The organism is Glutamicibacter sp. NPDC087673 (assembly GCF_044743255.1).
In the GTDB taxonomy this organism is placed as follows: domain Bacteria; phylum Actinomycetota; class Actinomycetes; order Actinomycetales; family Micrococcaceae; genus Glutamicibacter.
The window spans coordinates 1-19,440 of sequence record NZ_JBIUWB010000003.1 but is presented as its reverse complement, the minus strand read 5'-3'; the positions used below and the strand labels follow the sequence as shown (position 1 = coordinate 19,440).

Genomic DNA, 19,440 nt, shown 5'->3' with positions numbered 1-19,440 from the left:
CTAGCGCCAGAGACCGCGAGTGTCGATAACTTCCTTGCCGGCCAGCGCGGTTGCTGGTACGGACTTGAACTGGTCGTGGTCGACCAGCAAAGTAATTACACTTGCCGATTCTAGGGCTTCATCGGTTGCAACCAGCTTCAGGTTGGCGATGCCCGCAAGATTCTTAGGCAATTCTTCTACATGTGGCTCCACTGCAAGGAACTCGACGGTTGGGTTGGCTTCAGCCAACTTGCGAGCGATCGCAATCGATGGCGATTCACGCATGTCGTCAATGTTCGCTTTGAAAGCCAAACCCATGACCGCTACCTTGCCGTTGAAGGATGGGAGTTTGGTAGCTTCTACAACCTTGTCGATAACCCAGTTCGGCTTTGCATCATTGGTGTTACGAGCCATGCGGATCAGCTTTGATTCTTCAGGAGCAGCCGAGACAATGAACCATGGATCAACTGCGATGCAGTGACCGCCAACACCTGGACCGGGCTGAAGAATGTTTACGCGTGGGTGGCGGTTGGCCAGGGAGATCAGTTCCCAAACGTCAATGCCCAGCTTGTCGGAGATGACCGACAATTCGTTAGCAAAGGCGATGTTCACGTCGCGGTACGAATTCTCGACCAGCTTTGCCATTTCAGCAGTCTTAGCATCGGTGGTGAGGATAGCTGCCTGGCAGAAGGTCTCGTAAAGAGCCTTGGCCTTCTCTGCAGCTTCTGGGGTGATACCGCCGACAATACGGTCATTGGTGACCAATTCTTCCATGACGTAGCCAGGAAGTACGCGCTCTGGGCAGTGTGCAACAAGCAGGCTGTCCTTGTTCAGGTCGGGACGCTTCTTCAGCAGGTAGTCGAAGAGGTGCTGGGTTGCACCTGGAGGCGAGGTCGACTCGAGGATAACCAGTTCGCCGCCCTTCAGCTTTGGAGCGATGCCCTCTGCTGCAGCCTCAATGTATGAAAGGTCAGCGGTGTAGTCATCGTTGAACGGCGTTGGCACAGCAACAATGTACGCTTCAGCTTCTGGAGTATCGAAGCTTGCAGACAAGGTACCTGCAGTCACCGCGGCGGAAACGAATTCGCCCAACGCCGGCTCTACGAACGGCACCTCGCCCTTGTTGACTGCCTCTACAGTTCGAGGAGTTACATCGACGCCTTTTACGGTGATGCCCTTCGAGGCAAGAATTGCAGCAGTTGGCAATCCGATGTAACCCAAACCGATTACGGCGACTTCTTTAATGTTGTTCACTAAAGTGACTTTCCTTCTGGTACGAGCGATGTTCCCTACGAAAGGGCCTGCAAGCTGATCTTGAAGCACAAGAAGTGCAAGATTAGCCCTATAAACCATATCCCATCACTGAGTTCAGCGACAGCCTCATTGTCACGGAGCTTTACTTATTACTTGCTCGTAAACTTGGACAACGCTAAGCGCGTTTTGCTCCCAAGTTCTATTGGCAAGCACGAATTCCCGCCCTGACTTGCCCATGCGTTCAGCTGCCCCTTGGTTTAAAATCAACTTTTCGATATTTTCGGCCCACTCAGCCACATCCCCCGCAGGTATCAAGTGACCGTTCTCACCGTCAGTGATCAGCTCCTGCAGGGCAGGAAGATCGGATGCCAAGACAGGTACGTTCGATGCCATTGCTTCAACTGGTTTGAGCGGAGTTACCGAGCGAGTGACAGCAGAGTCAATTCGTGGCACGACGAAAGCGTTCAACGCAGCGTGATAGAGATGCGACTGTTCCCGCGGAATGCGACCAGGAAAAACACAACGCGCGGCGATGCCTAGACTTTTGGCAAGACTGATCAGATTCTCGCGATCCGTACCATCACCAACGATCAACAAACGTAACTCCTTGTGCTGCTTCGCAAGTTCAGCAACAGCACGGACAACTGTCGAAAGCCCCTCATAAGGGACCAAGCTGCTAACCGTCCCCACATAAAATGCTTCAGAATCGAGGTCCAGCTGCGCACGAGCTTGGACCCTGGGCACGGGTTCCTCTAGGAACTTTTCCCCTATCCCGTTCGGTAATATTGAAATCTTTGATTCATCAACGCCCGCGTCAATCAGGTTGCGTTTCATGGCATCGCCCAAGGTGAAGACATGATCGGCATGCCGAGCTACAAACGCTTCGCGTTCCACGAATAGTCGGTATCGTTCTGAATCTTTCGAGCGCTCGGGACGCGTAGAAAGCCACGTGTCTGCCAGCTGTCCGCGAACTTCATAAACCCACGGTATACCGGTCGCTTCTGCAACGGACTTAACCGCTAGAGCGTTAGAAAAATCTGTCGTCGTGTGAAGTACAGAAGGGGCCTCTTGAAGGACTCTGCTCAGTAGGTCTTCAGCTTGTTGCTGGATTCTTCCGGTGAAGTCATGCTTCGCTGGAAAAGGCAGGCAGCGCTGGTATTCGATACCAGAAACCACGTCAGCTTCTGAGACGGATAGTTTGCCGATATTCAAGGGATAATTCACACGGGTAAGTCCTTTGACTCCCCATCCTGCATCCCTTAATGACGCGAGAATTGAATGAGTTCGTTGTGCGTAACCGCTACCAGTGTGTGGCAACGAATTGGTAGCAACGTAAAGAACAGAACGAGTCGCGCTAGTCGATATACCGGCGGTACGGAGCGGAGAAAGACAGGGCTCTGCCCCCTTGAAGGATGCCAATTCTGATTCATAGTGACGAAGTTGACGGCCACTGCGATTCTGCTGCAACAGCTCAATGGCATCTGTCATCCAGCCCAATGACCACAATAGACGGGCCTTGGCACGTACGTGGGCGATGGAAGGTTTGCCCCTATTGAGTAATTCTTCTGCAAGTTCCCACTCATTGGAAGCAATGCAAAGGTTAGCCAGGAATACTGACTGCGTTGGGTTGCTGTCGGAGCTTAACCATTCTCTGCAGGCAGAGAGCAGGGCACTAGTGTCATCCTTCAGCATGGCCGAGAGCGCGCGTAGCCGAATGCTGGATTTATCACTCCCAAGAGTAATAATCAACGAGCGTAGAACCGGCTTGGACTTGAAGCGGCGAGCAACTTGGAGCGCAAAATAAGTAGGATCATCAGCAATGTTGGAAAGTACCAAATTACCGGTGTTGATCGTATTCGGAATGACTTTTAGATTCAAAAGTTCTGCTCTATCTCTTGGAGTACGCATCGACGACTGTGGCTAGTAGTTCGGCATATTCCCGCCCTGCTTGACGTAGCGATCCATGTTTCCTGACCCAGTCGGTCCCGCGACGATCGGTCCGCAAAATTCCAGGGTTCGCAACCAAGTTGTTAATGTAAGCGGCCAGGGAAGGTACATCTTGTTCAATCACAGTCCCAGCCTCGGAATCACGAATAATTTCCGCTGCTTCTCCTCTGACCAAGCCGCTGACGTGCTGATTCAAGTAAAGAAGTTCATAGAGTTTCGAAGGCACTGTGTGGTTAAAGCTCGGCCAGTCAGGACGCAGAGAAACTAGGCATGTATCCGCCCACGAGTAATTTTCCAGTACCTCCTGGCCGTAGACAGGGTCTTGGAAGTCAATATCAAGCCCAAGATCCATCGCTAGGCTCATCAATTTACTCTTTTCAGTACCCTGGCCAACAATGCGCAGACGTACAGATTCTGGTGCGTACTCCATCGCTCGGATAACGGTCTCCAGACCCTGGCTCCGACCAATGTTCCCTAGATAGAGAATATGGAATTCGCCATCGATCTCGCGTTGAGCAACTGTAAAATCTTCGCGTTCGGTTTCAACGCCGTTGGTGATTGTGGCGACGTTCTTCACGCCATTTCGCTTCATCTTCCCCGCCAAGCCGTACGTCACCGTGACGAGCATGTCGCTTTTATTCACAACGAAACTGATGATCTTCGAAATAGCTGGCTCGACCCAGCGGAACTTGATAACTTGTGATTCACTGAGCAAATCTGGCCAAGCATCCCGGAGGTCGACAACTAAGGGTACACCCCGTAAACGGCTGGCCACGAAGCCAACAATTAGCGTTGGAATTGCTGGGACAGTTGCGATAAAAACGTCAGGCTTTTGCCCTCGGAATGCAGCAGGGACGCTCAGAACTGCATCAACGCCATGCTTCAATACTTTTCCGAGCATCGTTTTGGAACGACGCATTGATGGATAGTGCTGCAGCTTCAAATAATGATTATCAAGAAGACGACTTTGCCGTTTAGTTGCAATCCGATTTGATTTCGGGGTCACTACAGTAACTTCGTGCCCCAATTGCCCCAGTTCGTCGGCAATAATTGACCAGCGTCGCTGAGGTGGCGAGATCTCAGGCGTGAACGAGTGAGTCAGAAGCATAACTTTCATCTTCTTCACTCCCCTGATTTACCTCGTACTATTTGCACAATAAGACTTTCCTAGAAAAAGACATGTTTATCATTGCGTCCAAACCACTGAATACTACCAGTTGCAGTCAACTCCGCATCACTCAGATCCCAGGTATGCGCTAGCCCATCATTCCCTCGCATTTGGGTAAAGTTGAAACGGTCACTCGAATAAATGGTTCCTCCACGTTCAATGACGTCTTTTAGGAATCTTGTATCTTCGCCACGGTTACGTGTATCAAAGGGTGTCTCGCGGAAAACGTGCGCGCGGCCAAGCATCGTCGGACCCATCACGAGGTTTGTAAAGCGGTGCTCACGTTCGGCAAATCTCAGCAAAGTAGCATCTGAATCCGCGAGGTACATGTAATGCGCCTGCTTGCCTACTATCGAGGCACCGCTGTATCGAAGCGCTGAAATTTGATCGAAGAGATAGTACTCCCCGTATAGGTCGTCATCATCCATTTTGGTGATGAAGTCGCCGTTGGCCATGGCCACCGCGGCGTTCAGGCAGTCACCCAAAGTATTTTCTTCACCCATCTCAAGCAGTTGGTAGTTCGCTACTCCAGCTGCTGATGCCATATCGGCCAGTTGTCCAGTGGCGGCCGAGAACTTATGAGCCACGAGGACGAGCTCAACTTCAACATCCTTCTGTTTCCCTACAGTCTCGAATATATGCTGAAGCTGGTGAGGCCTTATGGTCGAAACAATCGCACTTACCTTTGGAGTACAGGACATGGACATTGGCTGACCGTGAGCAGAACGGAGCCCAACGAATTGTTCAACCTGCTGAGCACGATGCGCATAAGTATGGTTCTTCCAGATCCTGCGCTGACCCATATGGACCATTCGCTGGCGAAGTTCTGGGCTCCGAACCAAGCTGCGAATCGAGTTAGATGCTTGTTCCCTGGTGGATACCTGAAGTACCTCTGAAGGCGTGAAGAAATTCTCTATCGCAGCGCTTGGAGCCGAAATCACAGGAGTGCCAGCGGCGGTGATCTCGAATATTCGACGGGCGCACATGCTTGGCGAATCGACCACGGAGTTGACGTTCAGAAAAACGTTGTAGTTCTTGTACGCAGAAAGCATCTTGTCATAGTCGAGCGAGCCGACAACATTCTGGTCATACGGTGCCGGGAACTGGTACTTCGCGTCTCCGCCGTGCTGCCGGGAGAAAATGTCTAGCCCGCTAGTGAGCTTTGGCGAGATATCCATGGCTCCGCCAAGCACGATTTCCATCTGTTCTTGTCGTTCGGGGTACTTGTCCGCAAAATACATTCCGGCGAAAGCTACATCTCGGCGTTCTTGGCTAAGTGTCCGTACCGGATTATGGAACTTCGGCTGAGCTGCAAAGCTCAACGCTGCGACACGTTCATGGCCCAGTGCTTCATGGTATTCCGGAATTTTGCGGGAATCTGATGTGAAAACGACATCGAACAGCCTTGCAGAATCGAGGAAGTCGGCGAAGTGCGGTGGGTCTTCTTTATTCCAGAAAACTGCTGGAACAGATCGTTCTTTAAACGCTTCCACCATCTCGACAAACGCTGGTCGAGGTGCCGACGGACCGGTTAGGTGGTACTGCCAAGACTTGTTGTTTCCAGCCCAGGCCGACTCCACGAAGAGAAGATCAAATTCTCGTGTTTCAAGTTCATCCTGCCATGAGCTGGGGGTGATAAAGGTGCAGTTCCATTCAGGCGCCCAAGCTTTCGCGCTGAAATCATCAAGAATGACGGCAACGTTTAACTTTCCATCGTGGTCCTCTGAAGGTTCAAATTCTACCGGTGGGAATTGCAGTCCAAGCAATTTCTCAACATCTGTTCGCAAGTAGCGCTGCTGTCCCCCGATGCGCAAATCATAGTTGCGGCGCTGGTACCACTCCTGCAATTGCTGTGGACCACCCTGGCGAAGATGCCAAAGTGCTTTTCGGAAGTCCCCTAATGCAATTTTCACTTCTCAACTCACTTTATCTTCAATGCAGACTAGATCAATAATACAGTGAGGTGCATTCGGTGGCGATTGCCACTGAACGCACCTCACTAGAGAAAAGCACTAAAGAGCGCTAGTTAGCTTCAATTTCATTCATGATTCGAGCAAGCACATCGTTGGAATCGTAGTTCTTCACAGTGAACTCGCGTGCAGCTTCAACCTGCTCTGCCAGTTTCGCTTGATCCTGTACCTGACTGATCACGTATTGAGCTGCTGACGCAGTGTCTGCATGCAACCACTCATTCGGGTACAGCCATTCCGCTCCCGGCCAGGCCAGGCCTACCGGCAACGCACGAGATGCCGCTCCATCTGCAAGAGTGAAGTGGAAGGACTCGAAATCACTGGTGGATACGGCAACACCGATCTCCTGGTACCACTGGGCCATATTATCGCCTTGAGGATCGAAGACCACAGCACCGCGGAGTAGATCAGATTCTTCAATACGAGCATACTGCGCCTCGTAGAAGGCCATTTCTTCCTCGCGTGCAGCCATCCAGGGGTAATCTTCCGGTCGTTTGCCCTTGACGCGCAACGTAAAGCGGCTATCGATTGCACGCAACTTTTCCAGTAGATCAAGCACGAGGTCGAATCGCTTCATCTGCGGAACCATGCCGACGAAGCCCAATACAAATTGAGAATCATCGGACTTGGGAAGATCCAGCTTCCTGGTATCCACAGAGTTAGGAATGACCATCGTTTTTTCCTCAGGAATTCCGAACTTTTGAATCGCCATTCCTCGGATCAACTCGCTGACAAAGATCACCTTGTCAACCTTCTTGAAGTTCACCGATCGAGGGTAATCCGTGAATAGTTCCTGCGAGTGGAATCTGGTAACCAGTTTCTGCCCGGGCTTCAAATGCGTTGAATACCACGCCAAATTGCCAAGTGACCATTCGCAGAACACCGTGTCAGCATCTTCTAGAAGATCCTGGCTCTCTTCAACATTGTGCTGAGCGTGGCCGTCCCACTTATCGATCTTCAGGTTGTGCCCGTGTTCGGATATCCCGGCCATGATTGACCCGGCAAACTTCAGGTCATGTCCCGCGACTAGGATGTTCTGCGAGTCTTTGGACGCAGGATTGTCAATGAGCGTGCCGTCCGCTTCTTCGACGTCAAGTGGGCGTCGAAGGCATATGGTCTCTACGACAGAATCTGCGAAGTTGCTACTGCGCGTCAAGGTGGGCAGCTGCGCATCCACGTGCTCGCGCATCCAGAGCGGCAGGCCCTGCGTACCCACGTACTTGTCAGAGACCTGTACCGTTGCAGCTTGGCTATAGAACATGGCAGTTAGCATGTCTTCAAGAACCTGATGATCTTGGAGAATTTCTTCAGCGTTGGAGGCAATCACCTCTGCTTCACGAACTGCGTCATTGCTCATTACTGCAATTCCTGCAGTTCGCAGAATGTTTACTGCAGTATCATCGTCGCTGAACCCGGCAACGTATACCTGCATAGGTCGCACGCTAGCTGCTACAAGATCCCAAGCAATTTCTTCGGTTAACGTCTTCAGTTCAATGCCAAGTGATGGCAAAGTCGGGATATCAACTGCGAGACCAGCCATGCGAAGCGCCATGGCCAAACGATGGTGCGCCAGATGTTTGCGGAAGGTCACACGCAATGGCTCCCAAGCATCGGCCACGCGATCAGCTTCGGAGTTCATCCACAGTGTTGAAATCAGTTCCGATTCCCGGCGCGAACCGACCACAGGAACCGACCCATCAAACATCCAAGTAACGCCGAAGCTCTTGCCGCTAATTACCGGAGTACCACATGCCGCAAGCTCGAAAACTCGACGGGAGAACATAGTTGGCGAGGCATTCACCGAGTTAACGTTCACGTGCACCGGATGAGACTTGTAAGCCTCTACCATTTCTTCGTAAGTCAGACCGCCCTGGACATAGTCCTGCAATGCTGGTGGGAACTTGTATGGCGATTCAGGATTATCGGCTTGGCGATCATAGATGGTCAGACCCTGGGGACGTGCTCCCTCGAGGATTGCGCGCAGTTCCTTCGAACGCTCCGCATAACGATCACCATAATAGGAGCCACCGTACGCCACAGTATGCGAGTAGGTGCGGGAAGATCCCATTGGATTGTGGATTTCCGCTTGCGCCCAGAAGGAAAGGCTGCCCAACGCCTTGAGATTTCCACCACGGTGATCCCAGTAGTCCCGCAAGCAGTTGGCGTCAGTAGTCAAAACAACGTCGAAGTACTTTGCGGTACGGCGGAATCGATTGAAGTGAACCGGGTCTTCCTTGTTCCAGAAGATTGTTGGGATGTTCTTGCTGCGGCAGTAGCCAATTAGCGCTACTAGATCCGCACATTGCTCATCATCGTAGTAACCGACCTTGCGGGTCCAAGTTCCATCATTGCCTGCCCACGCCGATTCTACGAAGAGCACATCGACCGGATTCGATGTCAAGGCTTCTCGCCAGTTCTCAGGAGTTGGCGACACCACATTAACTTCGCGGCTGATGGTTGAGGTCGTAAATTCGTCAGCGATAAGAGCCATACGAATCTCATTAAGCTTCTTGCCCGTTGGCCTACGGCTCTGGACAGTGGCAGCTTGGGCAACGAAAGTTTTTGCCACGATTGGCCATGTACGGTTCTCTACCGTCCACTTACGGGCACGACGCCCCATATCCTGCGCGGTCCTCGGATCATTAGCCAGGAGGGCGATCGATTCAGCCAAGGACTGCACATGATCCGCTTCGAAGAGCAAGCCTCGAGCACTATCGGCACCAAGCAACGTAGCAATTGGCGAAACGTTGGAACCGATCACCGGACGGCCTGCAGCCATTGCTTCAATAGGCTTCAATGGTGAAACTAGTTCTGTAACAATATTCGATTTTCGCGGGCAGACCACGGCGTCAAAAATTGCCAGGTAATCGTTGATTTGTTCATTCGGTACGCGCCCGGTGAAACGAATTCGCTCTTCCAAGCCCAATTCGGTCACTTGCCGCTTGAGCGCGGGTAAGACCAAGCCGTCGCCAACGATTAGTGCGCCAACGTGCGACAGAGATTCTGGTAGCTCGGCTACCGCGTTGATTAGTAGATCCAGCCCCTCGTAGTCCACAAGGCTGCCAGCATATCCAAGAAGGAACTCGCCCTTCTTTTTCTTGTCAACGACCTTCGATCGCTCAGCTGGGAGAGGGACGTACTGGAAAATGTTCGCAGCATTCGGCAAGATTTCAATCTTGTCTCTTTCTGCACCGCGCTTCACCAGTTCCTCACGGACTTCCTCCGTGATTGCGAAGGCGCGATCCGCTTCGTTCGCCACCAGAGTCTCAATGCGGCGTGCTAGTTCGAATCGTTCCGATTTATGCCAGGTTTCGTTACCAGCGGCTGCGGTAATTTCCCAAAGCCCACGTACTTCGTAGATGAACGGGATTCCAAGACGACGAGCTGCGATCAATGCTGGCAACGCCGTAATGTGATTGGACGCAGAAACGATCACTGAAGGTCGATTCATCATCGCTTCGCGAACATAGATATCCGCCGCGATCTGCACAAACTTATCCAGTGGATCGCTACGTAGTGACACACCCGGGTTAAAGTACGTATCGACGCCCTGGTAATCGCGAATCAGGCGCTTTTCTTTCGGCATCTTCTTGTTGACTTTGGAGTCCCAAGGGTAGCCAGGTCGCGCTGCAATGAAGAGATCCATGCCGGCTTCGGTGACGGCAGTGGTGAGACCAGTCGTACGCGTCGAATAACCGTTGCTGTTGTATTCGCCAGTGCTGTGCGCGCAATACATCACTTTATCCGGCTGCGGCATATAAGCAGGCGTAGAGGTCTTCGGCGGAACTACCGGCAAGGAATTGAATAGACGGGCTTGTCCCAGAATCTGATCGTGCAAGGCTCCGAAGCTTGAAGGCGATTCCTCCTTTGCAGCGAGAGCAACTAACCTTTCTGAAGGTTCAACAATCTCGCCCTGGTCGCGGTAACGGGCTATATATGCATCCGCTTCACGCTCAATAGCACCGATGAAGCTTTCTTCGATGCCGGTTCCGGCAGGACTGTTTGGCCGACTTACATTGTCGAAGTTGGAAATGCTTGGTGATGCCGCCAGGACTGGAACATTCTTTTGAACCTGGCGAGGAGCAACAGGCTTACGCGCAAAAGGGCTCTTCAATCCGCGTGCGGCTCGAACGACCGGATGGTTCTTTAGATTCTCATACGCGGACTTGAATTTCTCGGCACGCTCATGTTCATTGGCGAGTTGCGTCTTGAGAATCGATGCCTCACGGCTGAATTTCTGTCGCGCGTCCATAGCGGAAGCAAGTTCTTGCTCAAGTCTTGCGATTAGGCCCTCTGACTTCACCCTACGCGATCGCAAAGACTCGTTCTCCCGCGATAATTTCGATGATTGCGCACGGTACTTAGCCAAATCGTCCAGTACTCTGGTCTCGAAATCACCTTCAAGATTCAGATATTCCTGTTTGATGCTAAAAAGTTCGGCACGCGAACTCATTGCTTGAGCGGTCTTGCGATTCGATCGTTTCAACGAGGAAACTCCCTCAACTTTGTGTTGTTATCCGCAAGTAATTCTAGCGGTTCGATTGGAAGAGCTGAATTCTGACACAATCTAGCCACAGAGATTCCGCAAAGCCCTGCTCAACTCATCGCGTTGTCGATAGAACCGACGTTCTATCGACTTTTGGAGGCTCTTCGAGTTTGAGCGTGGAGAACCCGGAAAAGAAGTGATGCTCGCACTCCCCTCTACGAATATGGATGTTGACTAAGTCAATTCATACGCGAAGAGCTACGAGCCGTGTTTAACGGATACCGGCCGAATCGACGCTGCGTCGATTCTGTTGAATGTCGCCGACTACTGCGTCATCACCGTGGTCCAGGAATCTGCCGGACGGTACGTACTTGTTGATCCATCGAAACTGCCCCGGGTCGAGGACCATCCCGCCGACGGTGACGTCCTGCAGGTCCTAGTGCGCAAGCGTCGCATGCTTGCCAGGAATCAGCATGCCCACGCCGTTCGTTCGTACAATCCACCGAGCTGTTGCCCTTGCGTGCACGGTTCACCACTCGTCTGTTTATCAGAGGTATTTGGTAGCACCAGTGTTCGGGATCCGACGAAATGAATTCGTCGTCGTTTATGGTCCTCACGAACGGTCGGTCGACATAGGTCTGCGGCAGTGGAATCTGATGGCCCCGATAATAGGCGTGGCAGTGGTCCCTACTGACCCGGACCAGCAACCGATGGCATCCCCGGTACATTCCAGGCTCGTGTTGCTGAGTTTGCTTCTTCAGGAAGTCTCCGGTTTTCGAAACGACAAGGTCAGCGCGGTTCACCTCAGAGCTACCGAGTCGGCGCTTCATCAGGTATTCAGCAGCCTTGGCTTCCAGCACCACCATCGTTATCGGCTCGGTAGCCGGTGTGTGCTCCAGCAGCTGCCAGGCTTTCTGTGGAGTTGCCTGGTTCAAGGACTGATGGGGGCGGCGCTGGTTGTAGTGCTCACTGCAGAATAATCCTTGAAGGTACTGCCATTCTTGCAACATGAAACCACTGTTCTTCCAACCAGGTACTGTTCGCCACTGTCGCTGCCCCAAGACGGATCGTTCAACCGCCTTCCGGCCTCGAATCTGTCAACGGGAACTTCGCTTGGCTGAGAAATAAGAAGGCCGTAGCACACCCGGATTATTTGCCAGCGTGGCAGCTCGTTGCCATTCCGAAAGCACCGCGGAGATGCTACCCAAGTTTCAATCGACGGATGACCTGATGATTCCCTGGGACCCAGGTTGCGCGGCACGAAGATTCCCCGTCCTTCAGCAGCGACGAAACTACAGCAATGCGTACTACCTCCGACTGTTAGATGGCCACATGGTTGGGTTTGCCCGATTCGATCCTCATGGACTCCTAACGCACCAAAGCTCACATCATCAGCGGTACCTTCTAGCAGGTTTTGAAATACCAGGTCGCAAGAATCGCTCGGTACCCGGTCACAGGAACTGAGGTACCATTTCGTGCTATTCGGTAATCGTGGGTGGCATCCAACTTGCCAGCGGGTCCGAGACCTGCCAAGAAACATTAGAGAAGTAATGAGTTTCAGTGTCCACGAAGTCCCGGGAATTCACACTATTTGGCCGGAATACCGGTACCCTAAAGCGCTATTCATCGATGTGGCCCTCACATGGTGAAAGGAGCATGCTTTGAGGGTTCCAATGACGCTATTGCTGGAATCCAAGCAGAATATTTGTGGTTCGCGGCGGTGGTTCCATAGAGCAATATCGTTGGCCCCACAACGGCTGATATTCATATGATCCTGACCGACATGGGCCAAGCGAGCTATTCCCTTTAGATCCCTTTTGAGAACCATAGGAACGGCCGCTGCTTGCTTTCAATCACATGCTAAAACACAAAGCAATCTAATGTATCTCACGGTGTGACACCAATGGAATATCAATGCCACACCTAAGGCACTCAAAGTTGCATTGCCACTCTCGAATTCCAGTATCCGCGATCCGAAATCAATATTCGGTTTTGTTAGTCACGTGAATTTCATTCAATAACCGACTAATGCATGCATAAACCCCACATTTATCACTACTATACGCACTTCAAAAACTAATCAGAGTTTCATAATAAGCTCTAGAGATAGCAAGCGAAGAACCACAATATGGATTAAATGATATGTTACTCTAATCCCGAATCCAAGACCCTGAAAACCATACGCAAGCCGTAAACACACGCCAAACATATTTCGCAAACTCTCGATGAATTTCAGAATACTTTTGTTCTTCACCTGCAGCAACAAGCACTACGTTCTGAACGAAATCAGACTGTAAATGACAGGAAACAAACTTCCAGTTTTCCAGCTCAACCAGTTCCCGACATAGATCCGCGACAATTGGCTTAGATAGCTCTCCACCCTCGCCAGGTACAGAATCAGCAGTCCGCTCTTCGATCTTCGCTGGTGAAAGATCAACCATCTTCATCCTGTGAACATACGAATCACCAGAGAGAACCGGATCTGCACCACCGCTTTCAAAACGCCATGACGAACCGTGGAAGCTGTAGTTCAGCGATTCCGGCCAAATTTTCTTCAGAGCCACAAATAACGCCTTTTCGGAAACCTTTTCAGCCATTGATAGCCGGTCGCATATAGACGTTACCCGCATGTCACTTATCGGATAAAGGAGCTTGGCATCCTGCGAATAATGATTGACATGGGATTGCATATAGAGTCCTGATCGAAACTCCCGGGCAAATAAATAGAGCTTTTCCAACTCACTACTTGCAGAAACGTTCTTACTCCATCGCGACAAGAAGTCATCATGCTCTATCTGATATGCATCAAGCAGAATTCCAGAAGACTGCTTGGCTAACATCAAATTCACATACTCAGTCGTATTTCGCAGAAGCTTCGCCATACCACCTTTCCAAAGTGGCCACTGCCCTAACGAAATTGCTTCACCGGGAAATTCAGGCGCAGATCCCTTGTATTGAGATAAGTGCGCTTCAGATGGTGGAATTCCTAAACAATCACTTAGAACGTTCCGAACTCTTGCTTTCGTCGTATTTCCAGGCACGAATGATGGACGTCCAATAAAGTGCTTGATACCGGACATCGAAGCTAGTGTCGAAGCAAGATGTGTTTCTAAATCAGAGTTCGTTCCGTAAGTGACTGCTCGCACATTAGCGTTGGTGCGCTTTAGAGCCCCGAGAAGCATCCTGGAGTCTTTGCCGCCACTAAGCCTAAGTTGCACCCTAGGATCCTTGAGAGCATCCACTGCATCAGTCGTAGACTCAAGCAATGCATTAGCTAGCGCCTCGCCCCCCTCGTTCAGATCATGATCAAATGAAAAATCAGGCACAAGTCCACGAGGGAATTCAGTGAGTGAAAGCCGGCCGTCTTTTATCTTTAGTGTTTTATTAATTGGCAGGCACAACACATCTTCAAATGGAGTATTTCCCGCCAACGAATATCCGTAATTAAGATACTCCAGGAGATAAGAATAGCTAAGAGCAACACCCCGACCGGAAACCTGAGCAAGGGCCAATGCTATCAAAATTGGTCGATTTGATATGAAATGAAAACCAAATTTTGAACTATAGTGAATAGGCTCAAGCGCTGGGGTTGTATTCCAAGCAAATAATCGGTTTATATACCGATCGCCAAAAACTGCACTATAAGTTCCCCACACCGGCTGCTGATATTCTAGACTGCCCCCGATAAGCCGCAAATTTGAATGTACATTATGGGAGGACGACGGATCAGAAGATATAGTCCAGAAATCGCCCTTTGAAACAAAGAGTGATTCATCTTCGGTCCGGGACATGGCAAAGGTTCCATATCGACTTGCTGATGAATGAAGTTTGGAGCCTGCAACAACATTTTTCTGAGCATATTTTTCATACTCTGAAAATGCAGCTTCGAGAATACTACAAATATGATCTTTCAATTCATCTGAGATATCATTTTTGCCAGCAGTAGGTGTAACGACTAGAAATTCGCTCACGCAGACATCTCCTTAGCTATAAGTCCGGCCCAGAGCTGCGCACCGACTGTAACATCATATTTTCGAGCCTGATTCCTAGCCTTCTCAACAAATTTAGTTCGTGTTGACGATGCACGCAACCCAAGAACGAAGTCAGTCATCTCCTCGATGGAATCATGCACAAATTCCTCTGAAAATATCTCTTCTGCTCCTGGACGATCCCACACGACTGGAACCGCCCCTCCCGCCATTCCCTCAATCGGTGCTAAATGAAAACTTTCTCTCGTGCTGCACGACAGAACTACACCGATCTTTCTAAACCAGGATCCCATATCCGGGCCAAAGTCCTCAAACACGACTGAATTAGATAGTTTAGGATCAGAAGCTATAGCTTCGAAGAACTCTTCATACGCGTATCGCTGGAGACCCTTATTCCATTCATAGGTATACTCCCATGGCATCCGCCCGCGAATATGAAGCGTATAGCGTGAATCATGTTCTAGGAGGCTAGAAAGCAACTTAACAGCTCGGTCAGGGCGCTTAATGAAAGGAACTATTCCCACAAGTCCAATTCGAAATTCCGATTCTGGTGCTTTTGGTCTGTCTAAATCTAGGCAGTCAATAAGATTTGGAATAACAGCGATTTTTTCTTCGGGCCAATTGGTAATATCCGCGGTCAATCCTGCATATAGATCAGAAACACAAAGCACCTTGCTAACATTTTTGATGCTAATATCTTTCAGCCAAGGGCCGCGAAGTTCAAAAGCATGTAAACGTACATATAACCGCTGATCAATTCCAACATTCTGAGAATACCAAACTGCATTCGGTCCAGCCCACTCACAAATTACAACATCAGCATCATTTAACAGCTTCCGGCTTTCTTCCTGATCATTTTTATGCAGGGTTGACCATTTATCGATCACCAATTCTACATTCGGCGAAGCTTTAAGATACTGGATTAACTCGCCACAAAACTTAAAATCATGACCAGCAAGCAGAACACGAACCGATCCGACTTTTCCTCGTACTGGAGTATTCACCGGCAAATCACGTTCGAAATAAGCTTCGAATCTTTTTGCAGCTGAGGTCATCGAATATCTAGAAACCGAATCTCTCACTTTCGATTTATAGGCATCGATCTTATTCCGACTTTTATCAAGCATTTCTACAACGCTTTCAATTTCATCGGTTACAAAGAATGGATAATCCTCACCAAAAATTTCTTCATGTGCACGAGTTCGATTAACAACCGGGGGTATACCAGAGGCGGCATATTCCAAAGCTTTGGTTGAAATTTCCATACTAGAATCTAAAGCCGACGTTCGCCAGCCTAGACCCAAGTCTGCCTTACGTATCTCAAGCATAGTATTGTGTCGACTTAATCCGCCCAGCCATGAGACATCAGCGGCAACAATTCCGGACTCCATTTGTTCGTGCCACTTCGGGTCACGCCGACTCTGTTGGAATTTATTGCCGACCATTGTGAGTTGTACATTAACTCCGGAATTCTGGCATTCTTCTGGAAGAGACAACATCTCCAATGTCTTCCAGTCTTCGGCGAACTTACCTGCATAAATAAGCTTCAGTGCAGATATTGAGTCATCAGCAATAGCATCGTCGAACTCTTCGAAATAGATGTCAGGAACCATCGGTGACATTAGACGAGTTTTGCCCGCTGCCTGTGGGCAAAGAGCTTCGAGATACGCACGTGATTCTTCTGTCTGAGAGAAAAGCCTGTATGCCTTCGCCGTAATGATGTTCAAATCATCGAGTGACTTTTCGGAAACCTTCTCGATTGGAAATGGAAGATCAGTGACGTATAGCCATGATCTCCGATGCAATCGCTCGGACATTGCAATAAATTTGCAAACCGTCATACCACGAGCAATTATCGCGCTGAAATGATGTTCGGAGTCCAATCCCAAGATTCTCTGCGCAGCCTTACGCGGGCTAAGGGATGAAGATTCCCCTGGTTCTATATCCACTGTAGGCTGATGAATAACGAAATTTGCGTTCTGACTAAGTCTTTCCAATGAGTCGTTTGAACTCACCTTTGTCTTTAGCAAGACATGCACTTGTACACCTGCGAGCAAGAGGGCCTCGGAGATAGAGGTTAGCCAAATGGCAGAACCGTCAATGATGTTTAGATTAACATCCCCGTAGACTAAGACTTTACGTAGGTTCACTCTATTTCTCTTTCTCATTAAGGTAATCCTGGAGTAAGCGTGGAATCCGCAATTCAGTGTCAAATGCCCAGTCTTCTTCGAATTCTTTTGTGGTGATACACGCATCCACATTACTTTCAAGACTCGACGAGAATGTATTCGCTGACTTACCATTGCCAACTAAGAACGAAAAACCTTGTTTTTCTCGAATTATACCGGAGATTTCTCCAATGGTGCGGTACAGGCGAGTTCCCGACGATGAAAGTGATGATGCCCAAATGCCATCGTCAAGCGCGTTCATCTCAATAATGAAAATTGAGATTACTTGACTCGTAGTTTCTGATAGAGCACTGGTGACCTCATAACCACCAGCTGAGGGATGAAGCGTTGTGACTTGAATCCCTAATTCGTTGGAGAGATGCAGTTCAAGTTGATCGCTGCCGAGGAGAAAAACTCGGAATTCGCGATTAAGCTTTAACCTACTGAAGATTTTGAAAGTTCGTTCCGGGTCAGCCTGAACTGCCGCAGCTCCCCGGCCATATACGGTAGAAGGATCTCGAGACTCATTGTTGTAAGAATGATTTTTTGTGAGCATATTACGCGTCAGGGGAGAAGGATTCCGGTCTGACAGCACGGTCTGGTCAGTGAACTTACGGAGTGCTTTCTCCAGTCCGGCGTTATTACTCTGTTGGGTCTTACCAATTTCGTGGATAATATTTCTGCTTGACTGCTCCAATGCGTCGACCAGACTCTTCGTCATGTATGGAATCTCGTAAGTAATTTTCTTCTCGAGCTTCTTTTGATCTTGTATGAACCGACTCAATACGTTATCAAGTTTGGGTTCGAACGAATTCTCTAGTTTCGCGCTCACTTCGCGTGTTGAATTGGAGTGCTTTTTATCAATAAATTCCAACAGTCCCGATAATTCATAATTAATCTGCTCCGTTGATGATTTCTCAACTTGTAGAATTTCCCTCTTGACTCTTTCTATCCTTTTCGCCAAGAATGCCTTGTCCAAATTAGTTTGTACAATTACAAAGATTGATACGATCCAAGTGAACGAAAGCACTAAAGGAAAGGTTATGTTCTTCGTGTTAAAGGCAGTAAACACGATACATACAAGGGCAGCTAATGTGACTGTTACTCCGAGTAACCAGGTTTTCCTATCCAGGTTTCGCATCATGCGCTTTCTCCTTAATTTTTCTAAAGCTTAAAATGGCCATGTCGGCAATTATGTAATCCGTGGAAATAATGCAATATGTCATTATTGATCATTCGACCAAGCTCTGAAAACTTCCGCAGCAAAGGTCTTAGATGGTGCTTGTGTAAAACTCTTTTCCAATAGAGCGGATTCCCAGGTGTTTTTTGGATCGAACACACCTTGAAGGACGCTTCTGAAAAGTTCCACCGGTGGAGCTATATGACCACGACCCCAGTCACCCATCAATAGAAAGAGATTTCGCGAAGGACGTTTATGGCCACGAATCCAAGGGGCGAGGTGCTTATCTCTATGATGTCCGTCTCCTATATTCTGAAGATAGGCCACGCTATTGGGAAAACCGTCCGCATAAAGACCGGTTAGGTCACTAACGATTTTTACATCTTTAATAGAATCCGAGCACCAGGCTCTTTGAAGATAGTCGTCTACAGGTCCTTTAGTGTAATTACCAATATCGGTTTGAGGATTCGCTACTAAAGCCAACGATCCGGGGAATAGATAGGAATAAAATAGCGCCGCAAAACCGCCACCGGAAGCACCGAAAAATACCGTTCGCTCAGATGACCGAAGAGACTTGAGCATATGCCTAATGACTCCCGGTAACTGGGATTGGAGGAGCTGTGATCTATTTCCAGCGAACCATGCCAGTTCAAGTCCTAAATCTAAGGAAGGATCCGAAATCGCAATGATATTGGAATCGATTCCTTCCATCATGCCTAATCCAGAAAAGACAGGATAAGAAGTCCATGCCTTCGATTTTGCAGCATGAAATATTACAGTGGTGTTCGTTGATTGACGGTCGACCATGAGTATGTCTAAAACACTATCGCCATATACAATCGTCGAAATTCCCGCTTCTGCTCTCTTTGAATGAAACTCCTCGAGAGACGAGAATCTATTTTGTTTGTAATGGAAACGATTTAAGTTGCGTTGGAGCATATTTGAATTCATCACTATTTTCTTGTGCCTTAATGATCAATAACGTTAGGATAAGAGTCAGTGAAGCACATTTTCTGCAAAATTAGATTTACTGTCTTCAGGTACCTTCTCCTGCCATCTTTCTGAAAATCTTGTAAGACTATCGCACGGTTTTCATCAAAGTGATTCGTGCCGATAATCAACTCGTCTGACGAAGCTGTCTTCCAAAAAGATACCAATTGCTGAGAAAAATTGGAATTACCGGCCTGTTGTAAGAAAACCATTCTGAACCGTCCCTGATTTGATGCCGCTGTCTTTCGAGAGAAAGATAGCAACCATGCCCAAGAAATACCCTGCCGAAGTTCGTGAACGCGCCGTAGC

The 19,440-nt window shown here is 49.3% G+C and carries 10 protein-coding genes and 2 pseudogenes; 1 reads left to right on the top strand and 11 read right to left on the bottom strand.

What is annotated here, in order from left to right:
• From wecC to ACIOTL_RS07645, 5 genes are all read right to left on the bottom strand, one after another.
• Positions 1-1,233: a UDP-N-acetyl-D-mannosamine dehydrogenase gene (gene wecC, locus ACIOTL_RS07665; RefSeq protein ID WP_133834664.1), complete on the bottom strand. Its 1,233-nt coding sequence runs from the start codon at positions 1,231-1,233 to the stop codon at positions 1-3.
• Positions 1,234-1,365: 132 nt separating this feature from the next.
• Complete coding sequence (locus tag ACIOTL_RS07660) at positions 1,366-3,141, bottom strand: glycosyltransferase family 4 protein (RefSeq protein ID WP_400342275.1); 1,776 nt, start codon at positions 3,139-3,141, stop codon at positions 1,366-1,368.
• Complete coding sequence (locus ACIOTL_RS07655; RefSeq protein WP_400342472.1) at positions 3,122-4,297, bottom strand: glycosyltransferase family 4 protein; 1,176 nt, start codon at positions 4,295-4,297, stop codon at positions 3,122-3,124. The genes ACIOTL_RS07660 and ACIOTL_RS07655 overlap by 20 nt, the downstream gene beginning before the upstream one ends.
• Before the next feature lie 50 nt (positions 4,298-4,347).
• Entirely contained in the window at positions 4,348-6,261 is a 1,914-nt protein-coding gene (locus ACIOTL_RS07650; protein ID WP_400342274.1) for a glycosyltransferase, read from the bottom strand.
• A gap of 109 nt (positions 6,262-6,370) precedes the next feature.
• The gene (locus tag ACIOTL_RS07645) at positions 6,371-10,804 is read right to left on the bottom strand and encodes a glycosyltransferase (RefSeq protein WP_400342273.1); all 4,434 of its coding nucleotides are present in this window, start codon (positions 10,802-10,804) and stop codon (positions 6,371-6,373) included.
• A 394-nt stretch (positions 10,805-11,198) separates the two neighbouring features.
• On the opposite strand from ACIOTL_RS07645, the pseudogene ACIOTL_RS07640 reads away from it, so the two are divergent.
• A pseudogene (locus ACIOTL_RS07640) lies at positions 11,199-11,347 on the top strand (ISL3 family transposase); the annotation flags it as partial.
• On the opposite strand, the pseudogene ACIOTL_RS07635 reads toward ACIOTL_RS07640, so the two are convergent.
• From ACIOTL_RS07635 to ACIOTL_RS07610, 6 genes and pseudogenes are all read right to left on the bottom strand, one after another.
• Positions 11,329-11,772 (bottom strand): annotated as a pseudogene (locus ACIOTL_RS07635) (IS481 family transposase); the annotation flags it as partial. The pseudogenes ACIOTL_RS07640 and ACIOTL_RS07635 overlap by 19 nt on opposite strands.
• Before the next feature lie 1,182 nt (positions 11,773-12,954).
• Positions 12,955-14,775 (bottom strand): hypothetical protein, encoded by a 1,821-nt coding sequence (locus tag ACIOTL_RS07630; RefSeq protein ID WP_400342272.1) that lies wholly within the window; start codon positions 14,773-14,775, stop codon positions 12,955-12,957.
• Positions 14,772-16,676 (bottom strand): glycosyltransferase, encoded by a 1,905-nt coding sequence (locus ACIOTL_RS07625; RefSeq protein ID WP_400342271.1) that lies wholly within the window; start codon positions 16,674-16,676, stop codon positions 14,772-14,774. The genes ACIOTL_RS07630 and ACIOTL_RS07625 overlap by 4 nt, the downstream gene beginning before the upstream one ends.
• Positions 16,677-16,944: 268 nt before the next feature.
• Positions 16,945-18,105 carry a hypothetical protein gene (locus ACIOTL_RS07620; protein ID WP_400342270.1) on the bottom strand — a complete coding sequence of 387 codons (1,161 nt, stop codon included), beginning with the start codon at positions 18,103-18,105 and terminating at the stop codon, positions 16,945-16,947.
• Positions 18,106-18,186: 81 nt separating this feature from the next.
• Complete coding sequence (locus ACIOTL_RS07615; RefSeq protein WP_400342269.1) at positions 18,187-19,092, bottom strand: hypothetical protein; 906 nt, start codon at positions 19,090-19,092, stop codon at positions 18,187-18,189.
• Between the two features lie 17 nt (positions 19,093-19,109).
• Positions 19,110-19,440 (bottom strand): hypothetical protein (locus ACIOTL_RS07610; RefSeq protein ID WP_400342268.1); only part of this gene is annotated, 331 nt, incomplete at its 5' end.

Coding starts and splice junctions, on each gene's coding strand:
- ACIOTL_RS07615 (WP_400342269.1), bottom strand. CDS start 19,092: ATGAATTCAAATATGCTCCAACGCAACTTAAATCGTTTCCATTACAAA.
- ACIOTL_RS07620 (WP_400342270.1), bottom strand. CDS start 18,105: ATGATGCGAAACCTGGATAGGAAAACCTGGTTACTCGGAGTAACAGTC.
- ACIOTL_RS07660 (WP_400342275.1), bottom strand. CDS start 3,141: ATGCGTACTCCAAGAGATAGAGCAGAACTTTTGAATCTAAAAGTCATT.
- ACIOTL_RS07655 (WP_400342472.1), bottom strand. CDS start 4,297: ATGAAAGTTATGCTTCTGACTCACTCGTTCACGCCTGAGATCTCGCCA.